The sequence below is a fragment of the Streptomyces sp. NPDC052036 genome (assembly GCF_040680495.1).
GTDB lineage: Bacteria > Actinomycetota > Actinomycetes > Streptomycetales > Streptomycetaceae > Streptomyces.
In genome coordinates this window covers 36792-59629 of record NZ_JBFAWW010000037.1, presented here as the reverse complement: position 1 = coordinate 59629, position 22838 = coordinate 36792, and the positions used below count along the sequence as shown (strand labels likewise).

Genomic DNA, 22838 nt, shown 5'->3' with positions numbered 1-22838 from the left:
CTGCGCCAACGGCACAGTGCGTCCCCCGGGTCGTGCGCGTCTACCAGACGGTGCGGCCGCTGCGGGGGTACGGGTGGGCAGGTCCGCGTCGAAGACGATCGCCAGGTGCCGGCTGATCGTGCCGGGTGACGCCATCCACACGAATCTGCCACGGCACACCGAGGGCAGGGGCAGCGGCCGGGTGCCCGCTCGTCTCATCAGGACGGTCGAGCAAGGCGTCGCCCACCTCCGGCCTGCTCGCCGTCTCACCCCTCCTCGACGGCCTCGGCGGCCCTTACTTCGTCGGCTGCAACGAGATCGAGGTCGTCGCCCGCCGCTCAGGCACGCTGCACGCCGTCGCCCGCTACGCCGTCGACGCGGACAACGCCCAGCGTCTGCGGGACCAGACCGGCCTGCTTGAGGGTGCGGCTGCTGGATGCCGCGGTCCCTCATCAGACGGCGGAGCTGCTGGACCGGCTGAGGGACAGCCGCACTCTGGCCCCTGGCTCACAATCAAGACATCGACGGAGGCTTGTGGCAACTCCCCCGCCAACCTGCCTCAAGTCATCCCGCCGCAGGCCGCCAACAGCGTCACTCATCAAGATCGTGAAGCTCAGGTTGAGAAATAGACATCACTCAAGAAGAAGAACAGACTCCACCCATCCGCACTATCTCTACACCGGGCCATGCAGCAGACATCTCCAAGGCCCCTCGGCTCCCAGCCCAAGGAAACAGGCGCCTGGCTCTCTGCGCCTGCGCCATAGGTGCTGTACGCCCGGTCCGGAATCCGAGAAAAAGGCCGGCCCATATCCGAAAGCGCGACTCCGGCACTGAACTGACATCGCACGCCGCGCAGGTGACCAGCGACCTCGAACGCAACGCCAAGGAGCAGGAACGCATCCGTGCGGAGATCGCCGCGCTGCAGGAGCAGCTGACCGCCAAATGACCCATCCGTGACGGGGCCGACAACGGCCCGATCACCCCCAGGCCTGGTCGGGTCAGCTCATGGCGACACACCACGTACCGACCAACGCCGCGACGACCTTGTGGACACTGCTAGGCCTTCCGGGCCAGCCCGGCGGCGATGAGACGCTCCCACACGGTGAGCTCCCCTTCGCCGCTGCTGTTGTAGGGGCTGTCAACCATGTCGGGGCGCCACAGGGACGCGGGGACGATGCCAGGGGCGAGGATCTCCATGCCGTCCAGCAGGGATTCGATCTCCTCGTCGGTGCGCCACCGGCCGCGGCCGAAAGTCTGCTGGAGGACCCTCTCGGCCTCGGCTGTCTCAGGGTTGTTGCCGGAACGGAAGTGGCTGACGAAGAAGTAGCTCCCCGCGGGCACGTGGTCGCGCCAGTAACGGACGATTCCGGCCGGGTCTTCCCCGTCGTTGACGTGGTGAAGGATGGCGCTGAACATGACGGCAACGGGGCGATCGAAGTCGATCAGTTCCAGGGTGTCCGGGTGGGTACGGACGTCTTCGGGATTGCGCACATCGGCCGGAACGACCCTGGTCTGGTCGTTTTCCTCCAACAGTGCACGACCGTGGACCAGCACTTGGGGGTCGATGTCGACGTACACGACCCGAGACTCCTGAGCGTGCCGTTGCGCGACCTGATGGACGTTGTCGGCGGTCGGAAGACCACTACCCAGGTCGATGAACTGCCGTACGTCGGTGGTCGTCGCGATTTCCCGAACCGCCCGGGTCAGGGCTGCGCGGTTGGCGAAGGCGATTGCTACCGAACCAGGCAGGTCGCGTTTGAATACGTCGCCGATCTCCCGGTCCACGGCGTAGTTGTCCTTGCCGCCGAGCAGGTAGTCGTAGACGCGAGCGATGCTGGGCTTGGTAGGGTCGATAGAGAAGCCTTCATCCGTCATGGCGACCATCTTCCCCTGAACATCGCCTGCTGACCATCACTTTGTGTTCCTCAAGACCGTTCCCTACGCGGTGAGGCGGACGTTGCCCCCGTGCGGGGCAGGAGAGCCCGCGTCGCCGAATCCGGCGACTACCAACCGCACGCCCGGGCCCTCGTCCGCGAAGCGATGGTGCCGCTCAACTACCGCGCCCCGAAGGCGCTGCCGAACGCGCCGAGCGGGCCCGCCACACCGACGGCACCCGGCCCACCGCCGCGGCGACGTCGGGAGCCGCGCCTACGCCCTCGATCACCAGCCCGAGCAGGCCCGCACCGTACTCGCGGCCGAGGACGACGACCGGTACGGCCCACGGCCCACGGCAAGGGGCGAGGCGCTCGGCCGGGATGGGGTCCCAATGGCGAAAAAGACCTCGGACGGGGCCCGACCGCGCTGCAAGCGGTCGGACACAGCTATGGACTGAGCGTCAGGGGCGGTTCAGGCCCCACGTCTGCAGGGCGTAGGGCCGCCCCTTCTCCTCACCCGTGATGTGCGGTACGTCGAGCGTTCTGAAACCCGCCTTGGTGGCCACCGCGACGCTGGCGGAGTTCTCGGCCTCCAGCTCCAGAATCACTTGTCCCGCGCCCAGCTGCTCGAAGGCGTACGCGGCCATCACCCGCACCGCCCGCGCCGCCAGTCCCTGGCCGCGGTGCGCCGGGCCCACCGCGTAGCCGAGCTCCGTACCCTCGGGGGCACGCCGCAGCATCACCTCGCCGAGCGGTGCGCCGCCGTCGACGGTGATGGCGAGCAGGATGGCCGTGCCCTCCGCCCGCAGCTGCCGGTCCCGGTCCAGCCGTGCGCGGGCGGCCGCTTCGTCGAAAGGGGAGACGATCGGTGTCCAGTACGCGATGTCAGGGTGGTCAAACAGCTCCGGCATCGCGGACAGGTCCGCCTCCGTCCAGTCGCGCAGGACGAGGCCCTCCCCGGAGAGCTCGATCCGCTCGGGGAAGGACGACGTGGTGCTGCTCATGGTAAGGGACCTCCCTGGCCTGTTCAGGACAAGGCAGGATATCCGGGTGCAGGGAGGGGCCCACCAATCGGCCATCCCACCACGCGCCACAGACATCACGGTCGGTGAGCCCGCCACGGTAGCTCCGCTGATCATTGTGCGGCAAGATCGGAATCGCACAGCGTCGCGCCACCGTACCGCCGGAGATAAACTGGAGCCGGACGGCCATAACGCCCGCATACGCGCGGGCGGAAGTTGCGCGTGCCACGAGCGTCCTCATGGTGACAAGTGAACGGGTCCGCTGAGGGCCGCTATCACTTGGTCGCCCGAACCACCGGGGCGACGTGCCCTGCCGCCGACAGGCCGACGCCGTCGGCTGTTTGGCCGGTCAACGTCAAGAGAGATTCATCGTTTGCTCTGACCGCCAGGTGCGGCGACGGCACAGGAAGGTCCTTGAGTCGCGAGGGGGTTCGTGGCCATGTTCGACCGTTTCGAAGAATTCGACATCACTACCGCTGATGCGTCGATCCACGGATGCCGTGGCGGCAACGGACCGCCTCTGCTGCTCCTGCACGGCATTCCGGAAACTCATCTGATGTGGCACCGGGTAGCGCCCCACCTCGCGGAGCGCTACACCGTCGTCGCCACCGACTTGCGCGGGTACGGCGACAGCGGCAAGCCGCCCAGTGCGACCGATCACGAGCCCTACAGCATGCGCGCGATCGGCCGTGACCAGCTCGAGGTCATGCGACATCTGGGCTACGACCAGTTCGGCATCGTGGGACACGATCGCGGGGCGCGCTGCGCCTACCGCCTCGCACTGGATCACCCGGATGCCGTTCTCCGGCTCGCCGTCATGGACGTCGTTCCTGTCGGCGACGCGTACAACCGTGCCGACAAAGACTTCAGTCTCCTCTACTGGCAATGGTCCTTCCTCGCCGCACCGGAACCAGCACCGGAACAGTTCATCAACGCGGCACCGGCCAACCTTGTCGACTTCATGCTCGACACGTGGTCCGAGGTGAGGAACGCTTTTCCGGCCGAGGTCCGCGGGGAGTACATCGAGAAGTTCAGTCACCCCGATACGGTGCACGCCGTCTGCGAAGAGTTCCGCGCATCCCCAACCTTGGACTACCAGCAGGACGAGGCGGATCGTGGGAACCGGAAGATCTCCTGCCCTGTGCTCTTTCTCTGGAGTCAGCGCGGTTCGGTCGCGAAACTCTATGGTGATCCGCTCGCGATATGGCAGGCGTGGGCCGATGATGTGCGCGGCGTCCCGGTGCCGGTCGGTCACTTCATTCCAGAAGAGGCGCCCGAGGAAACCACACGCCAACTGCTGGATTTTCTTCAGTAGTGCGGGTTCGGCGTGACTGCTCGACTACTCGACCGCTCGACTGCCGAGCGACAGCCGGGAGAGCTTCCGGCGGCGAGTGCGTTCCTCCTGGAGCGGCCTGCGAGAGGGCAGCATCATGAAGCAGACTCAGAAGGTTCCGGAGACGTTTCTCGGTGTCGGCTACACAAAAGATCGAGCTGGGCTGCCACTCGAGGCGGTGCGTGTTCCCGTCCCGCAGCCGGCGGACGAACAGGTTCTGATCCGCATCGCCGCCTCGTCGCTCAACCCACTGGAGTACAAGCTGGCCGACCTCAACTTCATGGGACGGACCCCACCCGTCATTCTCGGTCTTGACCTCGCCGGCGTGGTGGTCGCCGTGGGTCCTGGTGTGAGTGACGTAGCCGTCGGCGACGCAGTGGCCGCCATGGCCGATTTGAACGGTGACGGCGGCTGGGTCGCAACCGGCGGGAACGGAGGCGACGGCGGCTATGCCCTCGCCCACCGATTTCTCACCGTTCGCAAGCCACCCTCCCTGAGTTTCCGCGATGCGGCGGCGCTTCCGATGTGCTTCCTGTCCGCTTTCGCAGGTCTCTACCGGAGGGTCCAGGCCGGTGACACGGTCTACGTTCCGGGCGGTGGGGGCGGCGTCGGGCATCTCGCCGTGCAGATGGCTGCGCGTGCCCTGGGGGCCGGACTGGTCATCAGCAGCGGCAGCACGCCGCAGTCCATCGCAGTGGCCCGACAGTCCGGCGCCCACCACGTTTTCGACTACAAGCGCGACGACATCACCGCCGAAATCACCAAGCTGACCGATGGCCGGGGCGCTGACCTCGTCTTCGACTCCACCTACAGCGAGCACAGCTTTGTCGAGACCGCGAAGGCCGTCCGGCAGGGCGGCAGTTGGATCGTGCTCGGCGTCGGCCCGGGCAAGACGACGCGCTTGGTCGAAACACACAGCCCGGTGGATGCCACCCTGGCCGAACGCGGCGCCGAGCATGTCAACGTCAATCTGCTGCGCTACTTCTCCGAACCCGCCACACTCGACGGCGAGGCGCGCGCCTTTCTCCAGCGCGGGATGGCTCTGGCGATGGAGTGGGCGGCGCAGGGACTCGTGGTCCCGCACATCGACCAGACCATCGACAGCACCGTCGAGGCAATCAATGCGGGACTGCAGGCGCTGAAGGCGGGCCATGGCGTCGTCGGCAAGGTGGCGGTGATCGTGGATCGCGACCTGGCATACGTCGCGCAGGACACCCCGCCCGCGATGCTATGAATCAATCACATGAACGGAGTGCCAGGGAGGCGCCCGGCCCTCAGTGACCACCCTCGTTGATGCAGCGTTGCAGATCTCTCGGGCGATGAAGCGGCAGGGCCACCACGTTTGGCAGGATGCATACACCCGATGCATTCGACCTCTGGCCGCGCGACTGCTGAAACACCGCCGACTTACGCCGCACCGTCGGCCTGACACAAGAGGCCCGCGATCCCGAGTGATCATTTCTGATCTCTATTGATCCGCAACTCAATCGGTTCCATCCGAGGATGTAGCCGACGTAGGGACCCCCGAAGTAGGCGCGACCGCCGTCACAGCGCGGAGTCGGTGTGCCGAAGGCTGCGGAACACCGCGGTGGTCGCCCAGCCGCGCAGCGTGGCGTGAATCGTTGATGGGAACGTGGTCTCGGCCGTGGCGGCATCGAGGGCTCCGGCCAGTTCGAGCGTGACGAGCCCGTGCAGGGTCACCCACAGCGAGACGGCGATCAGCGTCTCCTCGCCCGCGAGGACGGAGTCCGCAACGGCGCGTTCGATCGTTTCGAGGAGCGGCCGGACGGGGTCGCGGGTGCCGACCACGCCCGACGGGTCGAAGGACTGCACACCGCCGAACAACACGGTGTACAGGTGGCGGTGTTCGCTTCCCCATCGCCGGTACGCGGTGGCCAGCGCGTAAAGGTCGGCGAGGGCGTCGTCGGTGGTCGGAACCGCCGACAGGGTCTCGAACAGGCCGGCGACCGCTCTGTCGCGCACCTCACCGACCAGCGCGTCCTTGCCGTCGAACAGCGTGTACACCGCCGCCGTCGAGGTCCCGGCGGCCGCGGCCAGGGCGCGAACGGTGACCGACTCCTGCGGACGGGTGGCGAACATCTCGGTCGCGCATGCCACAAGCCGCTCTTTGACTGCGGCGTCGTTCGTTCTCGGCCTACCCACGGAGACCAGCCTACCCGTTCTGATAACGTCGTTTTGAAACGGCGTTCTGAAACTACGGGGAGACTGCCATGCCATCGTCTGTCTTACGTCCTGTCCGCATCGCCGGTCGCCTGCTGTCGGCTGCGGCCGCCGTCGTGGGACTGGTCGTCGTCTTTCTGGCGCTGATTGTCCTCACGGATGGGGCGGGTTCGGGGCTCGTCGCCTGGGCGGCGACCCTCGGGGTCGCGATCGTCGCCGCGCTGTGGCGGGGGCGGCGCCGGCCCTGGCGGGGACGACTCGTGCCGTTCCTGCCTGTGGTCGTCGCGGCGGCGCTGACAGCGTCGGTCTGCATCCCGACGGTGCCCACAGCGCGACGGTATCCATCCGCCCTGCCGTTCGCGGCCACGCAGCACTGGAGCCTGGCCACGGGCAGCCGGGTCGCGGTGTACCACTACCCGCCCGCGCATGCCGGCACCCGGCACCCCGTTCCGCTCGTGTACCTCAACGGCGGGCCGGTGCGCGGCATCTCGGTGCTCGACCACCGGTTCCTGCAACTCCTGGCGCGGCAGGGTTATGACGTATACGCCTACGAACAGGCCGGCGGCGGACGGAGCGATCTGCTGTCCATGGACCAGTACACGATCTCCAGGTCGGTCCGCGACCTCGGCGCCTTCGTCGAACGGCTGGGCCAGGGCAGGGTCGACGTTCTGGGATTCTCCTCGGGCGCGGTCGTGCTCACCCGGGCCCTGACGTCCCCGCGCGTCGCCCCGCATGTTCACCGGGCGATCATCGCCGAGCCCGGCCCGATGGACGGCGCCACCGCGCGGATCACCGGGCACCAGGGGCGACCGTCCGCGCGCGGCATCGCGCCGGCCATGACCGGACCGCGCTCGACGCGCGTCCCGCGTTATGCCGTCACGTTCGGCCTCATGCGGCTCGGGCTCCTCAGCCCCGACACCGGGCTGGTGGGACAGGCTGAGGGTGACAACGCGTTCACCGTCGCCGATCTCGGCAGCGACACCGCATCCGGCTACTGCGCGCAAGACGCGCACCGCATTCCCGTGGAGGACACCGCGCGAAACTTCTCCTTCAGTCCCGCCGCCAGCCTTCGCGTCCAGCAGACGATCAAGGACTCACCCTCCATAGCCCCACAGTTGAGGCGCTCCCGGACGCCCGCGATGCTGATGATCGCCGAGTGCTCCTCCCAGGTCCGGCAGTGGGAGATGGCCGTCCTCGGCGACGACCCCGCCATCCAGCGCACGCAGTACATGCCCGGAGTCGGACACCACATGTGGAACGGCCTCGACGACAACAACCAACGGGCCGTCGCCGCCGTCACCGCGTTCCTCCAGGACAAACCGGCGCCCCTGCCGAACTACCCGACCCGCGCTGACATCCCCGCCTTCCTCCGCGACCACAAGTGAGCAGGGCCTGCGGCCCGCTTGCGGCATCGGCGGGTCGCCGCCGCGGACCACTCGCCGAAAGAGCGGGCCTCTGATGCTGCACCGCCGGTCACCGAAACCCGCAGGTTCTTCCACCGGCGACAGCACCAGCCACACATCACCCGCGACTCGGCTTCGACGGGGTGTCCGTCATACGGGTCGAGCGGCTTGGGGACGGCACCCGCCGGGCGCATTTGGCCGCGGCGGAGGAAGCGGCTCGCGCCTGCCCTGAGTGCGGGCAGTGCCGCCCAGCACCGCTGGGCGCTGGGCGGCCTCGCGATGGGGGGCTTCTGGTCAGGCGTGAGGGACCAGGACATGCCCGGTGCCCAGGTGGTCCTTGCCCGTGTCGGTGTACGTGGTCGTACCGCCGTCGGACGAGCGGACGACGAGGTCGTCGGTGCGGTGGTCACCTGTGTAGTTGCCGGCGGTCACCACCGTGCCGTGCGTCCAGAGCCCGTGGGGATTCTTGATACGTACCTTGGTGCCGAGGCCGGAGGCGGTGGTGCCCACGTAGTTGTCGAGCTCACCGTCCGGCCGCTGGACCATCAGGTCCCACTTCTGGTTGCCGGAGAACTCACCACTGGTGAGCAGCGTGGCGTCCTTCCAAGTACCGCTCGGGACACTGAGTTTGTGCTCCTGCCCAAAACGTCCCGCGCTGACATTGGTGTAAAGGCTCACACCTCCGTCCGACCAGCGCACCACCAGGTCGGTGACATACTGCGAGGCGCCGAAGCGGCCCGCGGCGATCTGGGCGGCCTTCTTCCAGGTGCCGTTGGGGCCGACCATCTGGGTACCGGGCACCTTGAGGCCGTTGCTGCCGACGTCGCCGTAGAGCGTGACTTTTCCGTCGGACCAGCGGACCATCAGGTCGAAGCGGTTCGATCCGGTGAAGTCGCCCGCGGTGATGGTCGCCGCGCCCTTCCAGGTCGGGTTGCGCTTCAGCATCTGTCGTTCGGCGACGAAGTGTCCGTTGCCGTCGCTGGTGTAGAGGGTCACCTCGCCGTCGTCCCAGACGACGATCAGGTCGCTGTGGCCGACGCCGTTGAAGTCGCCGGAGGCCATCAGCTTCGCGTGCTTCCAGGTCGTACCGTTGCCCATCGTGTAGGGCAGCGGCGGCTGTTGGTAGGGGCCGTAGTCGGTGTGGAGACCCTTCTGGGCGTCGGCGTAGAGCTGGAAGAAGCGGTCCCCGTGCAGCGGACTGTAGGTGATCCTGTTGTACAGCGGGTCGCTGGGCTTGACATCGGGGCCGCCTCCGTTGAAGCCGCCGACGTTGCCGATGATCTGGCCGGTGTTGCCCGAGGCGTCGAACTGGGAGAACCATGGGCCTCCGGAGACACCGCCCCACATTCCGCCGCAGTCGATCTGCATCTGGTAGTAGGACGTCAGCGCGGTCGTCCGGACGTCGGAACAACGGAACGCCTGATCCTGCGGGTTGTGTCCGATCGACGGGTAGCCGACGACCGTCACCTTGTTCGCGAAGCCGGGTGTAGGGGCCAGGGTGTTGCCGCCCACGACGTCCTCGATCTGCCTGCCACCGTTGGGCCCCAGGGCGGCGAAGGCGAAGTCCAGGTCGGAGTTGGCACTCTTGTCGGAGGCGTACCGCGTGTCGCGGAACCACTCCTTGACCGGCCAGATCCCGTACGGCTGCTGGGCCGCCGGCTTGGTGTGGTCGTACTTCGGAACGAACACGGCGTTCTTGCCGAGACAGTGTCCGGCGGTGAGGATGAGGTCGTGTCCCGCACTGCGCACCACGCCGGCCGAACAGTAGTGGGCCCGCATGTTGCTGTCCGTGTGGAAGAGCATGCCGACGGATGTGATGCCGTCGAAGTGCTGACCGGCGAGCCCGGCGCTGGTCAGTCCGTTCCTCCGCGGAGCCATCCAGCCGCTCGGCTGGGGTACGCGGCCCGACGGGTCGGTGGCCGAGGCCATCCGCTGGGGTGTCCAGAACCGAATGGCGTCCTGGACCGTCCAGCTTCCGTCGGCGGACGGCGAGGCCGTGACCGGCTTCGAGGCGCTTGGTACGGATGTGGCCTCGTGTGAATCCGCCGACGTGGCGGGCGCCGGGCTGGTGGTCGCTGGGACCGGCGTGGCGCCCTGTGCCGGCGCTGCGCTGCCCAGCAGCACCGGGGTGCACAGCACACCCACCGCCCCGAATATTCGTCTCTTGTACAACGTGGTCTTCTCCAAGTACGGCCGGCACGGTAGGTCGCCGACTGTGCGTGTCGCTGGCAGGCACGGCGAAGTCACGGGCCAGGCCGGCCCTGCTCCCCCGCAGTGATCCACCGCTGCGCAGCGCGACGCGGGTGTTCCACCGGCCGCCTTGCAACGCAGTGCACCACAGGCTCACGCACCGCGAGAAACGTCACGACCCATGTGTACTGCGGGCAGGTATGGACGTTCCCGCACGGCTCACTGCACAGGGCTCACCGCACACAGCAGCGCACCCCGTTGCATGCCCCCGTGCCGCCGAATGGCGGATTCCAGACGACCGTGATCAGCGGCCCCAGTCACCATGATCGCACGGACGAATGGCCATACGCACGATAAATAGCCACTTGACTAGCGCAGTTGGGGCGCACCCAGCTGGATGGTGGTCCCGCACACCTGCGCCCGCAGGCGGCGGCCGTTCGCGTCGGTCAGCTGCGCGAAGGCACCGTAGTCGTGAGCAGCGGCGTGCGGTGGGCGCACGGAGATACGGGGGTCGTCGTCGCCCGGAATGAAGCAGCCCCCGCGCGGGGCGGCCGTCGGCGCGTAGAAGAGCGGGAACACGACGGCGTGGCCCGCGTTCAACGTCAGCCGGACGGACGTGTTTTTCTTCGGCTTCGACGAGACACTCGGCCCCTTGCCCACGTAGACGTCGACAACGGGGTAGCCGTCGAAGGCGCACGGCCGGGGGCCGGTGTTCGTGGCGCTGAGCAGGGCCGTCGGCGCGTTGTGCGGTTTGCCGTCGAGGCGCGTCAGTTTCCACCGAAGGTGCGGCGTTCCGCAGGCGCCGGTCCCCTTCGCGTGCGACGGGGCCGGGGATGACGCCTTGGGCCCGGTGGTGGGAGCGGTGGTCTCCCGCGGTCCTGTGGCCGGCCGGGTGGAGACGGTCTCGCTCCGACCGCAAGCGGTTGCAGCCAGAAGCACCGTCAGGCCGATCACGGAGACAGCCGCTGTCCGCCGTGCCATGAATTCCCCTCTGGGTGAAGACACCCCGGCGGCGGCCGGGCGCCGCCGCTTCTGCCTTCCCGGACAGAGAGATGTAGGGCCTGCCGAGGAGGTTCCACGAGCATGCATGGCAACCGCAAGGCAACGGCCACGGCGGTATCGACGATCCGCCACCGAGCGCAACCCAATGCTCCATCAGTGCCGGGGCCTTCCTCGGCAGTCGGTCGAGTCCCCGGCTGCCCGCAATGCGGAGGTCACGGCCGTCAAGATCCCCTACACCCGTGACGGAAGCCACCCGGAGCGCGGGCCGTCCTGTCAGCCCGCGTCCGGTGCGGTGATGACGTTGCCGTCCTCGTCGAGCGTGTGAGTGCGCCAGTACACGTCCCACTTGTCATCGACGTGCCGCGGCACGTTGCCCTCCGGGTAGCGCACATATCCCGCCGGTGGCTGCTCACCGTCCGAGACGCAGGCCGAACCGGTGCCGTTCACCGTCATGACGGGGTACTCACCGTTGCTGCAGATGTCCTCCCTGAACTCGAAGGAGGAACATCCGGTGAGTGTCACGAGAGCGGCCGATCCGACGAGAGCGGCAGCAAGCAGGCCTCGAAGCCGCCGGGCCTCGGAGGCGATGGTGGGGCGGGTGATGCTGCGGGACACGGGCACGATCCTCTCCAGTCGTCGGCTGTCCCCAACTCTCGCCGCCACTGGTCGCCGAGCCGTGAGTACGCGTACTCAGAAGCGCCCGCCGGGATGCTCAACACGCCGCGATCCGGATGGAGTCGGCGCGCGCTGCGGGCCGGGGTACGGCAGCGCAAATCCCAGCCGAACACAAACCGGATAGGCCATCCGATCTGCTACGGTGACATCAACCGGATATTCCATCCACTTATGTAGGACGGGTCGTGCGATGAAACAGACAGCGGTGGTCACTGCTGGGACAGCGGGAATCGGGCTGGAGACCGCCTTGGGGCTGGCCGAGGCAGGCCTTGCGGTCACGGTGGTCGGGCGCGACGCCGACCGCGGCGCCCGCGCGGTCGAACGGATCAACGCGGCAGCACCGCTGCATTCCGCCCAGTTCCTGGCCGCCGACCTCGCCTCGCTCGACGCGGTCCGCACTCTCGCCGGCCGGGTCGCCGCCAGCGGTCCGCTGACCGTGTTGGTCAACAACGTCGGGGCGATGTTCCCCGACCGGCGGGACTCGGTCGACGGGATCGAGGCGACGTTCGCCGTCAACCATCTCTCGCCGTATCTGCTGACCGAACTGCTGCTGCCCGAACTGCGGGTCAGTGCGCCGAGCCGGATCGTGAACGTCACCTCGGGCGCGACCGGCGCCGCCAAGCGCGCCTTCGATACCGTCGAGCCGCCGGGTGGCTACTACGGCTTCCACTGGTACGGCCGCGCCAAGCTCGCCCATCTCGCCTACACACTCGAGTTGGCCGGCCGGCTCGAGGGCACGGGCGTCTCGGTCTTCGCGGCAGACCCGGGCGGCGCCGCCACCGACATGACCAACGGCACCATGAGCGATCCGAAGATCGTCTCGCCGGGGCTGCGGCTGCTCTGGCCACTGGTCCGGCGCAAGTTCGAACGCTCCACCTCAGGCCCGGCGTCCGTGGCGGCCAAGCCCTCGATCTTCGCCGCGACCGACGGCTCGCTGACCGGCCGGACCGGCGTCGTCATCGGACCCCAGGCGCATCCGGTCGCCCCCTTCCGTCCGGCAACGGATCCCCGTATCGCCGAAGCAGTCCGCCACCTCAGTGAGCGCCTCGCGCCACTCACGGGGTGACAGAAGCCGAGGCCGCTCAGCCACGACCACAAGGCGGCCCGGTTCCCCAAGACAGCGGGGCGGGCGTCCGGCGAAGGGGGCCAACAGGTCGGCGACGGCGCCCGCTCCCCGCCCTCGGGCCCGTTGCGCAGGCTCGGCACAAAGGCGCCCGAAGGGGTGACGGGTGACTCATCCGATTCGCATGCCGAAGCAATCCGGATGGGCCATCCAGATAGAGTTCTCCCATGACGACCGCCCCTCTGCGCAAGGACGCCGCCCGCAACTGGGAACGGATCGTCGCCGTGGCCCGCGATCTCGTGGACGAAGGCACGCCACTGCAGCTCAACGACATCGCGCGCCGGGCCGGAGTGGGTGTCGGCACCGTCTACCGCCACTTCCCCACCGCCGAGGCGCTCCTGGAGACTGTGGCCACCCCCTGCCTGGAGGAACTTGCCGCCCACGGCGACCAGGCACTAGCCGACACCGACCCGGGGCGCGCCCTCGCCGACTTCCTCACGCGCACCGTCGAAGCGCAGGTCACCGACGCCTCACTGTCCCCGGTCACCGCCGCGTCCACGGACACCCTGCCGCGCACCACCGAACTGAAGCAGACCCTGCGGTCGGTCGGCGCGCAGTTGCTCGAACGGGCCCGCGAAGCCGGGGTGGTGCGCGCAGACCTGACCTCCGACGACCTGGTCCCGCTCATGTGCGGAATCGCCTACGCCGCACAGGTGCACAGCACCCCCGCAGCCCGCGCCGAGACCGCCCGCCGCTATCTGACCGCGCTCCTGGAAGGCTTGTGCGTCGGCAGGGCACGGCATTCACGTTCGCATGGTTGAGGCCGCATGACGGCTGCGCCGGGCGCAGACGTGGTCTGTGCCCGGTACGTGGCGTCGTCGCCCGGCAGAGGCCGGCAGGGCCAGGTCCGTGGTGACGCCGCGGCGGGCCGACGAATCCCCGCCGGCGCATGTGGCAGGTGAGCCCTGTCAGGCGCGGGACGGTGCGGCTGGGGTCGATCATGAAGACCCCTGACGCGTTGAGCTCCTGGAGCCACGACCGCACTCCGCAACTACAACGAGTGTGCGAGTGGACACTTTCGGCTACAGTCGGTTTGTGGTCAGAGGCGTCGAGGCGCCCCTGCTTACCACGCACCGACTGGCGGGAGTGCACGTTGACCACCGACGAAGAAGCCCCGACAGCAGAGAGCTCTACCTCCATCTTGGGCAGCGATATCGCCGCGCCGTCGCCGCAAGAGGTGGAGCGCGGCGCGCGAGCCCGCGAAGAACTGGCTGTACGCGGTCTCAACGTCTGGACCGAGAAGAAAAGGAAGACACCAGCTTGTGGTGGACCGTCTTCGAAGAGGGCAAGGGGTGGAGCCAGGACAGGGAACTGAGCAAGCATGCCAACAACGCCGGGCCCGCACTGATCGTCTACCGCGACAAGAACGGCAGCCACGACCAGCTGATGTGTGTCCACCGCGGCTTCGGCAAGAACAGCGCCTCCCACACCGCCGCCGAAGAAGGCACGTCGAGCACGGTGGGCAGCACCGACGGACTGGCCCCACGCAACGAGGCCAAGCACGAACAACGCGGCCCCGACCCCTCTCCCCCTTCGCACACAGCCCGAGGAATGCGACATGCCCTCCGAAGAAGCACAGCCCGCGTCGACTGATTCCGCAATGCCGCAGATTCCGGCTGTCATCAAAGTCGGGGAGGTACCCGCGGCCGCGGAGGCACGCGAAAAGCTACTACAAGCCATCGCCGCCGAAGCAGAAGCAATCACCGACAAGTCCCAAGGGCAGGCATCCACGGCCCTGGAGCAACTCGCCCGTGCCTACGCCCTGATCACCTCCGGGCCAACCGCCATCGCACCATCCGGCGAGGCCACGACGGTCCCGCTCACGAGCAGGGGTGGCCATCAGGTGGGCCTCTGCCTCGAACTGGAACCCTAAGATCACTCATTCCTCACATGCTGGGGCTGCGGTGGCAGATGAGGGCCGCGGCCTGGCCCGCCCGGCGAACGCGCTGACCGGCCAGGGTCTGTGGGTAACCCCGGCTTTCACAACTGAATGGTCCTCCAGTTGAAGATTCGTCTCGATCACCTGTCGCGGTGGAGGTCCTCATACGGTTCCCAGTTCGCGTAAAAGTCACCCGCAACGCGCCCCTGCGCCGTCTGAGCCGACGCGGCGCGTTCGATCAAGCGCCGTCGATGATGCAGTCGAGCAGTTCCCGTGCCTCGGCGATGCGGCGGTGGTTCGGGCCGAACGCGGCCAGGCAGGCGTCATGGGTGACCGCGGCCCGGGTACGGGCCTCGCTACCGCGGCCCAGCCCCAGGAGGTCCGTGGCCATTGCCGACTCGACGGCGCCGGCCTCTGGGCGGCTCTGCTCCTCGGGCAGGCTTCGGCGCAGCACGTCGGCGCGCTCCGCCTCGGCGAGAGATCGGCACTGGTTCGTCGGCGTATGTGACGTCGGCACCCCGGTCCATGCGCCCATCGGTGTCAGGACCGACGATGAGACAGGGGATGAGCAGCAGCCGGCGCGGTACCGCGCACAGGCCGTCATCAATTCCGTTCTGGTCTGCGGCATGGGGGCGCTCTGGGCATCCCATGTCCTCCCCTACGGGATCGGTCCTGATCTCGACACAGTGCGCCTCGTGGACGCCCACACACCACGCTCGCCGCGGTGGCGTCAGCAGCAGCGCCGTCGGCGCGGCTGACGCGTGAACTGCGGCCGTCCATCGAGTCGGGACGATCCTGAAAACCTGGCCCCTGGTGCCACTCGGTGACAACAAGCATGCAGTTGTGACGACTATCGTGCGTCAGCTCAGGAGCTGCTGTGACTGAGCGCTTCGGTTGGCGGGTTTCGCCAGGTACCGCGCCAAGCACGTGTCCGGTCGTTCCGCCAGCAGCTCGTTGGCATCAAAAAATCCCGAACTCATCATTCACGCTCCGGGCAGGATGTCTCTGTGCATCACATCCGGTGCGGGCTCGCCACCTATCCAGTCCTGTCGTCCGAGCTGGTCGACCGGCTGATATCCATCGCGGACGACGACATCGCCACGGACCTCGCCCGTCGCGCGGACCTCAGCCACGCACAGGCGGTCGCGTTGGCCGAGCGCGTCGACGAGAGCGCGGTGCAGCTCGCGTACGCGGGTCGGCTGACCGCCGCCGACATCGATCCCTCTGTCTGGCCGGATGCCGCCCTGGCCCTGCTCGACCAAGGTGTCGGCCGCCCTGAGTGGGCGCGTCTCCTCGCGGCGGACCCGGTCCGTGAACGGCGGGAGAAGCTGGCAGCCTGCCCCGGCCTCCCGTCCGACGTGGTGGACACGCTCGCGGCGGACCCGGACGTACGTGTCGTCGCCGAGCTCGCGTTGTGGACCGCCCCAGACATGGCCCTAAGGCTCGCGGCGCATCCGCACGCCGAGGTCCGCCGCGCGGTGGCGGGTAACGAGGCGACGCCCCCAGCCGTACTGGCAGCGTTGGTGACCGGGGAGGGGCTGCCTCCGGCGCTGTCTGGTCTGTGACCGCGAGGAGACCCCCTTCATCCACGATCCGCAGTGCTCACGACTCGACTGCGATCTGCCGCCGGGCGCCTCTTGCGACGGCTCCCACGAGTCCACCGTCCACCACATGCGGGAGGCGGCACTCCGTAACCCTGCCACCCCCATCGAAGCCATCGTCGGCTTCGTGGACCATCCGTCGATGCTGTTGCGCTGGGCGCTCGCCGCCCGACAGGACCTGCCCCAGCAGGAGTGCGCACGACTCGCCTTGGACCCCACTCCCGGTGTCCGCGCCGACCTTGCCGAAAATCCCGCGATCGACGATGCCCTGATCCGTGCGCTGGCCGCTGACCATGACCCGGACGTGCGCCGCAGGCTTGCACACCATCCTCGCGTACCGCTCGACGTGCTCACCCACCTGGCCCGGACTGCCAAGATCGGCGGCATCACCCTTCTGCCCCGTATTGCCGCCTCCTCTCCCGCCGAGGTCGAAGAGCTGGCCAAGTCACCGGACCCGGCTGCCCGAATGCTCGTGGCCCAACGACGCGATTTGCCGCCCGAGATACGCGACCGGCTGGCCGACGACCCCGACGCGAAGGTGGTCAAGGCTCTCGCTCCGCACCCCGGCCTCACCGAAGCGCAGTTGCGCGCCATGGTCGACCGACACGGCGTCCGTGTCCTGGCCAAGGTGGCGACCAACCCAGACGCGACCCCTGCGCTGCTGGAGGACCTGGTCCGGCACGAACCGACGGTGCAGAAGGTGTTTCGTGAGGTGGCCCGGCATCACGGGGCGATGGCCTCAGCGCTGCTCGTCTGTCTGGCGAACAAACAGGTGAGACCCGTAGCCGCCGGCCACCCAGCACTCCCACCACCGGTCATCGTAGAGCTGCTCACCGACGCGGACTGGCAGGTAGCGGAAGCAGCAGCCAACCCATCCCTGCCGCCTGCCGTGATATCGGGTCTGCCGCGGACCCGGGTAATGAGATCGGCGGTGCCGATCTGGTCGAGCTGCTGGCCGAAGTGGAGGCGCGCGTTGCGCTGGAGCTGGTCGCGTTCGGCGCGGAGTTTGCGGATCTCCTCGCCGGCCAGTTCGAGATCGACGCGGAGGCTGGTCGAGCTGGCCGGGTTGTCCCGCATGTACAGGGAGGCGGGACCTGTCCGCTGATGGCGGCATCAACGTGTTCGCGCACGCCGTCGGCATAGGTGAGCCACGAAGAGACGCCAGCGGTGCGAGCGACGGTAATGTGTGTGATCTTCTCGTCGCTCTGCTGAAGAGACCGGATCGCCTCAAGGACGCGGGCTCGCTTGGCCTGGCTGTCCCGGAGCCGGGCTTCCTGAAGGACCTGCGCGAGAGTCCGGCTCCGCGCGCTCGAGTTCGTCGCCGATGACTGGGCCACGAGGACCTCCGGTTCATCGCCGTCAACGGGAGGGTGGTGCGTCCGCGGCTGGCTCGCGCCTTCGCAACACGGCACTGGCCTCTTCGACCTCCGGGCGTTCCTCGGAGCCCATCGCGTCCAACTGCTTGCGCATCGCGCTCAGGACCTGTTGGAACGCGGCGATCTGGTCGCTGAGGTTGCGGGTGACGAAGGGGTCGGCGTCCATCGCCTCGGCGGTGAACCGGTCGGCCCGCAACGAGTTGATGTGCTCCTTGATGGTCGGGAGGTAGGAAGGGCCGGGCCGGTAGAAACCGCAGCCGCGTACTGGAAGCGGATGGGACACGCGCTTCCGCCGGCTTTGACGTTGGATGGTTCGCGGCAGTTGCCGAACGGCACGGCGACGGAGAGCGGCCATCGGCCAGGACCTTGGGCCGGGCTGCCAGGGCTTCGGCGAGCCGGCGCGGCTTTGCACGGCCTCCGGCGACGCCGAGGCCCCCCGGACGGCCGCGTGATCGAGGTCCTTCTCGACGCGGGTGATCAGGCCGACGGGGTCCGCGTCGGATATCAGTGAGGCACACGAGAGCTTTACGGCCCAAACACACGTGTCAGCCATCGAGTTGGACCTCTAGATAGAGGCAGACACCGTACCGGCGCGCCCACCGGTTCTCACCGGTCCCGTTCCAGCCGGTGCTGCGCCGGGAGATGCTCTACGCCCTGCAGCGTCGTGATGCGCGCGCGGAAAGATCGACCCGAGCCTGGTTCTTCCTGCGCCAGACTTGCCCGCGAAGCGCTGACTCTCCAGTCCGCACAAGGCACGTCCACCGTGGTCCTTCGTAGCAATCTGGCCCGCAGTCTCAACGGCCAGGTCCGCCACGAGGAGGTGCTCGGGGAGGCGGAACGCGCGGATGAGGTGCGCCGCAGCCTGCCCGAGGAGCGGCGCCGCACTGTGACCGGCGCCGTGGAACCGACCAGGGCCGCCGCTTCCTGTGCCAAGTGCGCGCCGGGGGACGTCTGGGCTGGTCAAGCAGCCGGCCTGACGCCGGCGAACGGGCCGTGGTTCCGGTTCCCCCGCGCGGGGGGCTGCGCCCACGGCGTTCATGCTCTCGTGTGACCGCATGGGCGGCCGGTTCGGTCCCGGACGCCTGAGGTCAGGTTGTGGCCTCGACCAGCCGCTTCATGCCGGGCTGGTCGGTCACGCAGCCCACCAGCCCGAGCGTCCGGGCCAGCGCCAGGTCGCGCTCGTCGTTGACGGTCCAGGCCATCACGTCGATGCCGACGGCGCCGCACTTCTCCACGATGGCCCGGTTCAGCTGGCGTAGCTCCACGCTGACCAGGGTGGAACCGACCTTCTGAGCGCGGCCGACGAAGGTGTCGCGGTGCGCGCTGGGGCCTGCCACCAGCACGGTGCGGGCCTGTGGCAGCAGGTTGTGGATCTCGATCAGCGCGACGTCGTGGAACGACAGCACCGAGACCCGGTCCAGCAGGTCACGGTCGGTGAGCACCTTGGCCAGCGACCGGGCGGCGGCCACGTCCTTTATCTCCGCCTGGATCGGCAGCGTCGGCCCGACGGCATCCAGTACCTCCCCGAACGTGGGGATGCGCTCGCCGAGGCCGGCGTCGAGCTTCTTGAGCTTCCGCAGCTTCTGGTCGGCGATCGGACCGGAGCCGTCCGTCGTGCGGTCCAGGGTCTCGTCGTGCATGACGACCAGCTCGCCGTCCTTGCTCAGGTGCAGGTCCAGTTCGATCCCGTCCAGCCCCTCGCGTTCGGCCCGCAGGAAGGAGCGCAGGGTGTTCTCCGGCTCGGCGGCCATGACACCGCGGTGGCCGATGGTGAAGAAAGACACTCGGTTGCCGTCCTTGGGTGTGGTGGTCCGGGGCAGCCGCACGAGTGCCGTACCCCCGCCCCGCCGGGCGACGGGCGACCGCCCGTCGGAGCGCCCAAGCCTAACGGGCCCGTCCGGCCGCGCGCGGCCCGCCCCAGCTCCAGTCACGGGCCTGTACCTGCGCCGCGGCGGGCTGGCCGCCCGGTTCGGGCAGACCCTGCCCGAACAGATGCAGTCCGCGCTCGGTGAGGCGGCCTCGATGCTCGCGCTGCTCGGTATGGTCGGATCGGGCGTCGACCAGGTCACCGGCGCGCCGGCGAGGGCACTACGCGAACGCCGCCAGACGGTACGCCCGCTCGCCGGATGCGCGCGGCTGGCCGACCTGCTGGAGGCCCAGCCCGACATGGCGAGCGGCCTCACTCCGCGCCGTGCGTGGAACCACAGGGCAGCGAGGTGGCATCGTCATGGATGCCCGCCCAAGTGCCAGTCAACGCAAGGTGAGTTGGGTGGGACGGTACGGCACACGTCGTCAGTGGCGGAGCTGTGCACAAGAGAACTCCGGCCACGGCGGCAGATTCGCCACGGGAGGAACATTGGGCGTCAGTTGTTGCAGCGCTCTCACGGGGGCGGGGGGACTCAGGCTCACCGATGTGATCCCTGCACCCGGCTACGTCCTGGGTTTCTTGACGGCATGGGTGATACAGATCCCCGCGCCACCCAGGGCCCTCTACCTAGTGCCGCCCCCTTTTCAGCCGGCCCGCAGTCTGCGGTTTCTCGGAATTTTTTCATTATTCGCTGCCCTGGGTGTCGCCCACAGCTATTTCTATGGTCTTGTCATAGGAAACATGCTGCTGGCGTTCCTGGCGCTCTACAAGACCCGCCTTCAGTTGGCCGGTGTGCTGTTGCGGGCGGTCGTACCCGTTCTGCTTGCCGGTCTGACCATCCGCATCCTTCTGTCCAATCCTGGAAAAAGTAGCGGCGGCCAGAGGACGTGGTTGGTCGGCCTGGTGCTCTCGCTCTCGACGGCAGGCATCTTCTGGGCCCTTCCGTACGGTAAAAAACTGTACTGGCGCGGCTCCTGGGATTTCCCCTACCCTCGCACCACGCCTCCGGAGCTATCGCGGTCGCAGGACGACGCACAGCAGGGCCCTCCCTACACCCTCCTTCCCGGCCAATCCCCGCTCATGGGGATCGGGATGTGGCTGGCCGGTTGGCCATGCTGCCTGGGAGCCCTCGGACTGTCATTTTGGGGACTTCGCCACATTCTTCCCGTCTCGTCGACGAGCGGCTTCTTCGGCATAGTGGCGATGGTGGGTGTGTCCGTGTTCAATCAGAGTCGGAAGCTATTCCTGAAAGGCCGCAGGCATCTCAAAGTACCTATGGCGTCACCGGATGCCCTCCGCCCCGGCTCCTACGTGCTGTACCTGAGATCATTCGAGGACGACAAAGCCCGCACCGCGTTAAAACACTACGAAACGCCCCACGGCACGTCCATCTTTCCGGGTGGCTTTGTCGGCCTGGTCGCATCCAGCCGCGACGAGGAAGAACATATCGCGGACACGCTGCGCCCCGTCGGACCGCTGGTCGCCGTCGGTGCACCCGACGAAGTTCTTCCCTTTGCGGGAGCAGTACGCACGTATCTGCCGAAAACGTCCTGGCATCAACCTGTGCGAGACCTCATGGCGCGGGCCCGCCTGGTCACTCTCACGCTGGGCTCAAGCGCCGGAACGATGTGGGAGTTGTCCGAAGCCATGCGTATTCTCCCGCCCCAGCGCCTGCTCCTGTTTGTGCCCGGGATGATACGCGAGGGAGAGTACGCGACGATCCGCAAGAAGAACGAAAGGGCTCTACGAGCTCTTCCAGAATCCGGAAGGAACCACACGTGGAAGAGCGACACCCTACCCTCTCTTCCTGACTGCGCGTCCGTTGGACGGTTCACCGGTCCAGTGATCGGTGTCATCCATTTTTCCGCGGACTGGGAGCCCACCTTCACCCGGACGGCCGGTACCGGTGTCCCCTGGGAGACCCTGGGCAACGTGGACAGTTTCCCCTGGGAGAACTTGTGCACCAGTCTTATCCGCGGACTGCGCCCGGCCTTCGAACAGTTGGTCGCATATGAGGAAGAGACCGGCTGGCACTGCGGCTGACGCCGCCTCCTCGAACTCGCCCGGGTCTTCCACATCACCGTCCGTGAAGACCACAACCAGGTCGACGGCTGCATCACCCGCCTGCGAAACCTCACCGCCGCAGCGCCACTCCAGCCGAAGTCCGAGCAGATGGCCCAGCCGGCACCCCCTCCTCATACCCGACGCCTCTCGCCACTCCCCCGCACAACCGATCCGCGATCGGAAGCATCAAGGCGAGCGCCATACCCGGGGATCAAACAACCGCAGTCGGCCACAACCAACGGTTGTGCCTATACGGTGTCGACATGGACCTCAACACCGTCCGGACCTTCGTCGCCGCCGCCGACGCGGGGCAGTTCCAGGAGGCCGCCGCCGAGCTGGCGGTCACCCAGCAGGCCGTCTCCAAGCGCATCGCCGCGCTGGAGCGCAACCTCGGCGTGCGACTGTTCACCCGCACCGCGCGCGGCGCCGAGCTCACCATCGACGGGCAGGCGTTCCTGTCCCACGCACGGGAGCTGCTGCGCGTCGCCGAGCGCGCGGTCGCGTCGGTGCGCACCGGCCGCCGTCCGCTGCGCGTCGACATCATCGCCTCACGCGGCGCGGCGTCGGGCCTGATGCGCGGCTTCCACCGCGCGCACCCCGAGATCGACCTCGACGTGGTGATGCTGTTCGACATCGAGACGGCCGTCGCCGCCATCCGGTCCGGTGCGATCGACGCGTCCTTTCGCGCCGTCGCCATGCCCGGCCGGCCCCTTCCCGAGGACATCGAGTCCGTCCGAGTGCTCGACGAGGCGCTCCAGCTCCTCACCGGCCCTGCCCACGCGCTGGCGGGCGTACGGTCGGTGACCGTCGCTCAGCTCGGCGGGCACCGGATCTGGATGCCCGGCATCGTCCCCGGTACCGAGTGGGCCGCCTACTACGACGACCTGGTCGCCGAGTTCGGCCTCACCATCGAGGCGACCGGCCCCAACTTCGGCTCCGACGCACTCCTGGACACCGTCGCGGACACCCCGGCCCTGGCCACCTTCATGGGCGAGCAGACCCGCCTCGTCTGGCCCGCCGGTCACGGTCTGCGCCGCATCCCGGTGACCGATCCGACGCCCGTCTACCCTCACTCGCTCCTCTGGCACCGCGACAACCCCCACCCAGCGCTGGCCACGCTCCGCGCCCACCTCGCCGCCACAGCGGCCGGCCACGCCGCCGCCGGGACCTGGGCGCCGGCCTGGGTGATTCCGCGCTGAACACTGTCGCGTCTTCGATCATCCGATCCGATTCGGGCGCGGCTTCAAGTCTGGCCCAGCCGGTGCAGTT

The 22838-nt window shown here is 68.1% G+C and carries 18 protein-coding genes and 1 pseudogene; 10 read left to right on the top strand and 9 right to left on the bottom strand.

Annotation, left to right across the window (positions count from 1 at the left end; genetic code table 11):
• Window positions 1-1035: 1035 nt before the first annotated feature.
• Both AB0L95_RS34075 and AB0L95_RS34070 read right to left on the bottom strand, forming a co-directional pair.
• Entirely contained in the window at window positions 1036-1854 is an 819-nt protein-coding gene (locus AB0L95_RS34075; protein ID WP_365168557.1) for an SAM-dependent methyltransferase, read from the bottom strand.
• 460 nt (window positions 1855-2314) lie between these two features.
• Window positions 2315-2857: a GNAT family N-acetyltransferase gene (locus AB0L95_RS34070; RefSeq protein ID WP_365168553.1), complete on the bottom strand. Its 543-nt coding sequence runs from the start codon at window positions 2855-2857 to the stop codon at window positions 2315-2317.
• Between the two features lie 457 nt (window positions 2858-3314).
• Between AB0L95_RS34070 and AB0L95_RS34065 the strand changes: the two genes are divergently transcribed.
• The gene (locus AB0L95_RS34065; protein ID WP_365168619.1) at window positions 3315-4190 is read left to right on the top strand and encodes an alpha/beta hydrolase; all 876 of its coding nucleotides are present in this window, start codon (window positions 3315-3317) and stop codon (window positions 4188-4190) included.
• Between the two features lie 115 nt (window positions 4191-4305).
• Window positions 4306-5442 carry a zinc-binding dehydrogenase gene (locus AB0L95_RS34060; RefSeq protein WP_365168551.1) on the top strand — a complete coding sequence of 379 codons (1137 nt, stop codon included), beginning with the start codon at window positions 4306-4308 and terminating at the stop codon, window positions 5440-5442.
• 311 nt (window positions 5443-5753) lie between these two features.
• On the opposite strand, the gene AB0L95_RS34055 is transcribed toward AB0L95_RS34060, so the two are convergent.
• Entirely contained in the window at window positions 5754-6371 is a 618-nt protein-coding gene (locus AB0L95_RS34055; RefSeq protein ID WP_365168549.1) for a TetR-like C-terminal domain-containing protein, read from the bottom strand.
• A 68-nt stretch (window positions 6372-6439) separates the two neighbouring features.
• On the opposite strand from AB0L95_RS34055, the gene AB0L95_RS34050 reads away from it, so the two are divergent.
• Complete coding sequence (locus AB0L95_RS34050) at window positions 6440-7774, top strand: alpha/beta fold hydrolase (RefSeq protein ID WP_365168547.1); 1335 nt, start codon at window positions 6440-6442, stop codon at window positions 7772-7774.
• Window positions 7775-8086: 312 nt separating this feature from the next.
• On the opposite strand, the gene AB0L95_RS34045 is transcribed toward AB0L95_RS34050, so the two are convergent.
• The 3 genes from AB0L95_RS34045 to AB0L95_RS34035 all read right to left on the bottom strand — a co-directional run bounded on the left by AB0L95_RS34045 (window position 8087) and on the right by AB0L95_RS34035 (window position 11506).
• Entirely contained in the window at window positions 8087-9964 is a 1878-nt protein-coding gene (locus AB0L95_RS34045; RefSeq protein WP_365168545.1) for an FG-GAP-like repeat-containing protein, read from the bottom strand.
• 387 nt (window positions 9965-10351) lie between these two features.
• Window positions 10352-10963, bottom strand: coding sequence for a DUF4232 domain-containing protein (locus AB0L95_RS34040; RefSeq protein ID WP_365168543.1), 612 nt, complete (start codon window positions 10961-10963; stop codon window positions 10352-10354).
• 294 nt (window positions 10964-11257) lie between these two features.
• Window positions 11258-11506 (bottom strand): hypothetical protein, encoded by a 249-nt coding sequence (locus tag AB0L95_RS34035; RefSeq protein WP_365168616.1) that lies wholly within the window; start codon window positions 11504-11506, stop codon window positions 11258-11260.
• 343 nt (window positions 11507-11849) lie between these two features.
• On the opposite strand from AB0L95_RS34035, the gene AB0L95_RS34030 reads away from it, so the two are divergent.
• From AB0L95_RS34030 to AB0L95_RS34015, 4 genes are all read left to right on the top strand, one after another.
• Entirely contained in the window at window positions 11850-12725 is an 876-nt protein-coding gene (locus tag AB0L95_RS34030) for an SDR family NAD(P)-dependent oxidoreductase (RefSeq protein ID WP_365168540.1), read from the top strand.
• A gap of 224 nt (window positions 12726-12949) precedes the next feature.
• Window positions 12950-13543, top strand: coding sequence for a TetR/AcrR family transcriptional regulator (locus tag AB0L95_RS34025; RefSeq protein ID WP_365168538.1), 594 nt, complete (start codon window positions 12950-12952; stop codon window positions 13541-13543).
• 499 nt (window positions 13544-14042) lie between these two features.
• A complete protein-coding gene (locus tag AB0L95_RS34020; RefSeq protein ID WP_365168536.1) occupies window positions 14043-14375 on the top strand; it encodes a hypothetical protein in 333 nt (110 codons plus the stop codon).
• Window positions 14341-14655 (top strand): hypothetical protein, encoded by a 315-nt coding sequence (locus tag AB0L95_RS34015; RefSeq protein WP_365168534.1) that lies wholly within the window; start codon window positions 14341-14343, stop codon window positions 14653-14655. Before AB0L95_RS34020 ends, AB0L95_RS34015 begins: the two co-directional genes overlap by 35 nt.
• A gap of 244 nt (window positions 14656-14899) precedes the next feature.
• On the opposite strand, the gene AB0L95_RS34010 is transcribed toward AB0L95_RS34015, so the two are convergent.
• Window positions 14900-15196, bottom strand: coding sequence for a hypothetical protein (locus tag AB0L95_RS34010; RefSeq protein ID WP_365168532.1), 297 nt, complete (start codon window positions 15194-15196; stop codon window positions 14900-14902).
• Window positions 15197-15668: 472 nt separating this feature from the next.
• Here AB0L95_RS34010 and AB0L95_RS34005 point away from each other — a divergent pair.
• Window positions 15669-17172: pseudogene (locus AB0L95_RS34005) on the top strand (hypothetical protein); the annotation flags it as partial.
• Window positions 17173-17621: 449 nt separating this feature from the next.
• On the opposite strand, the gene AB0L95_RS34000 reads toward AB0L95_RS34005, so the two are convergent.
• Both AB0L95_RS34000 and AB0L95_RS33995 read right to left on the bottom strand, forming a co-directional pair.
• The gene (locus tag AB0L95_RS34000; protein WP_365168530.1) at window positions 17622-17921 is read right to left on the bottom strand and encodes a hypothetical protein; all 300 of its coding nucleotides are present in this window, start codon (window positions 17919-17921) and stop codon (window positions 17622-17624) included.
• 805 nt (window positions 17922-18726) lie between these two features.
• Window positions 18727-19422, bottom strand: coding sequence for a glycerophosphodiester phosphodiesterase family protein (locus AB0L95_RS33995; protein WP_365168528.1), 696 nt, complete (start codon window positions 19420-19422; stop codon window positions 18727-18729).
• Between the two features lie 824 nt (window positions 19423-20246).
• Between AB0L95_RS33995 and AB0L95_RS33990 the strand changes: the two genes are divergently transcribed.
• Together AB0L95_RS33990 and AB0L95_RS33985 are read left to right on the top strand one after the other, a co-directional pair.
• Complete coding sequence (locus AB0L95_RS33990) at window positions 20247-21548, top strand: hypothetical protein (RefSeq protein ID WP_365168526.1); 1302 nt, start codon at window positions 20247-20249, stop codon at window positions 21546-21548.
• A gap of 284 nt (window positions 21549-21832) precedes the next feature.
• The gene (locus AB0L95_RS33985; RefSeq protein ID WP_365168523.1) at window positions 21833-22768 is read left to right on the top strand and encodes a LysR family transcriptional regulator; all 936 of its coding nucleotides are present in this window, start codon (window positions 21833-21835) and stop codon (window positions 22766-22768) included.
• Window positions 22769-22838: the final 70 nt, after the last annotated feature.

Excerpts from the sequence above, each read along its gene's own strand:
- AB0L95_RS34070 (WP_365168553.1), bottom strand. The coding sequence starts at position 2,857 with ATGAGCAGCACCACGTCGTCCTTCCCCGAGCGGATCGAGCTCTCCGGG.
- AB0L95_RS34050 (WP_365168547.1), top strand. The coding sequence starts at position 6,440 with ATGCCATCGTCTGTCTTACGTCCTGTCCGCATCGCCGGTCGCCTGCTG.
- AB0L95_RS34075 (WP_365168557.1), bottom strand. The coding sequence starts at position 1,854 with ATGACGGATGAAGGCTTCTCTATCGACCCTACCAAGCCCAGCATCGCT.
- AB0L95_RS34060 (WP_365168551.1), top strand. The coding sequence starts at position 4,306 with ATGAAGCAGACTCAGAAGGTTCCGGAGACGTTTCTCGGTGTCGGCTAC.
- AB0L95_RS34065 (WP_365168619.1), top strand. The coding sequence starts at position 3,315 with ATGTTCGACCGTTTCGAAGAATTCGACATCACTACCGCTGATGCGTCG.
- AB0L95_RS34040 (WP_365168543.1), bottom strand. The coding sequence starts at position 10,963 with ATGGCACGGCGGACAGCGGCTGTCTCCGTGATCGGCCTGACGGTGCTT.
- AB0L95_RS33985 (WP_365168523.1), top strand. The coding sequence starts at position 21,833 with ATGGACCTCAACACCGTCCGGACCTTCGTCGCCGCCGCCGACGCGGGG.
- AB0L95_RS34010 (WP_365168532.1), bottom strand. The coding sequence starts at position 15,196 with ATGGGCGCATGGACCGGGGTGCCGACGTCACATACGCCGACGAACCAG.
- AB0L95_RS33990 (WP_365168526.1), top strand. The coding sequence starts at position 20,247 with ATGCTGCTGGCGTTCCTGGCGCTCTACAAGACCCGCCTTCAGTTGGCC.
- AB0L95_RS34015 (WP_365168534.1), top strand. The coding sequence starts at position 14,341 with ATGCCCTCCGAAGAAGCACAGCCCGCGTCGACTGATTCCGCAATGCCG.
- AB0L95_RS34025 (WP_365168538.1), top strand. The coding sequence starts at position 12,950 with ATGACGACCGCCCCTCTGCGCAAGGACGCCGCCCGCAACTGGGAACGG.
- AB0L95_RS34030 (WP_365168540.1), top strand. The coding sequence starts at position 11,850 with ATGAAACAGACAGCGGTGGTCACTGCTGGGACAGCGGGAATCGGGCTG.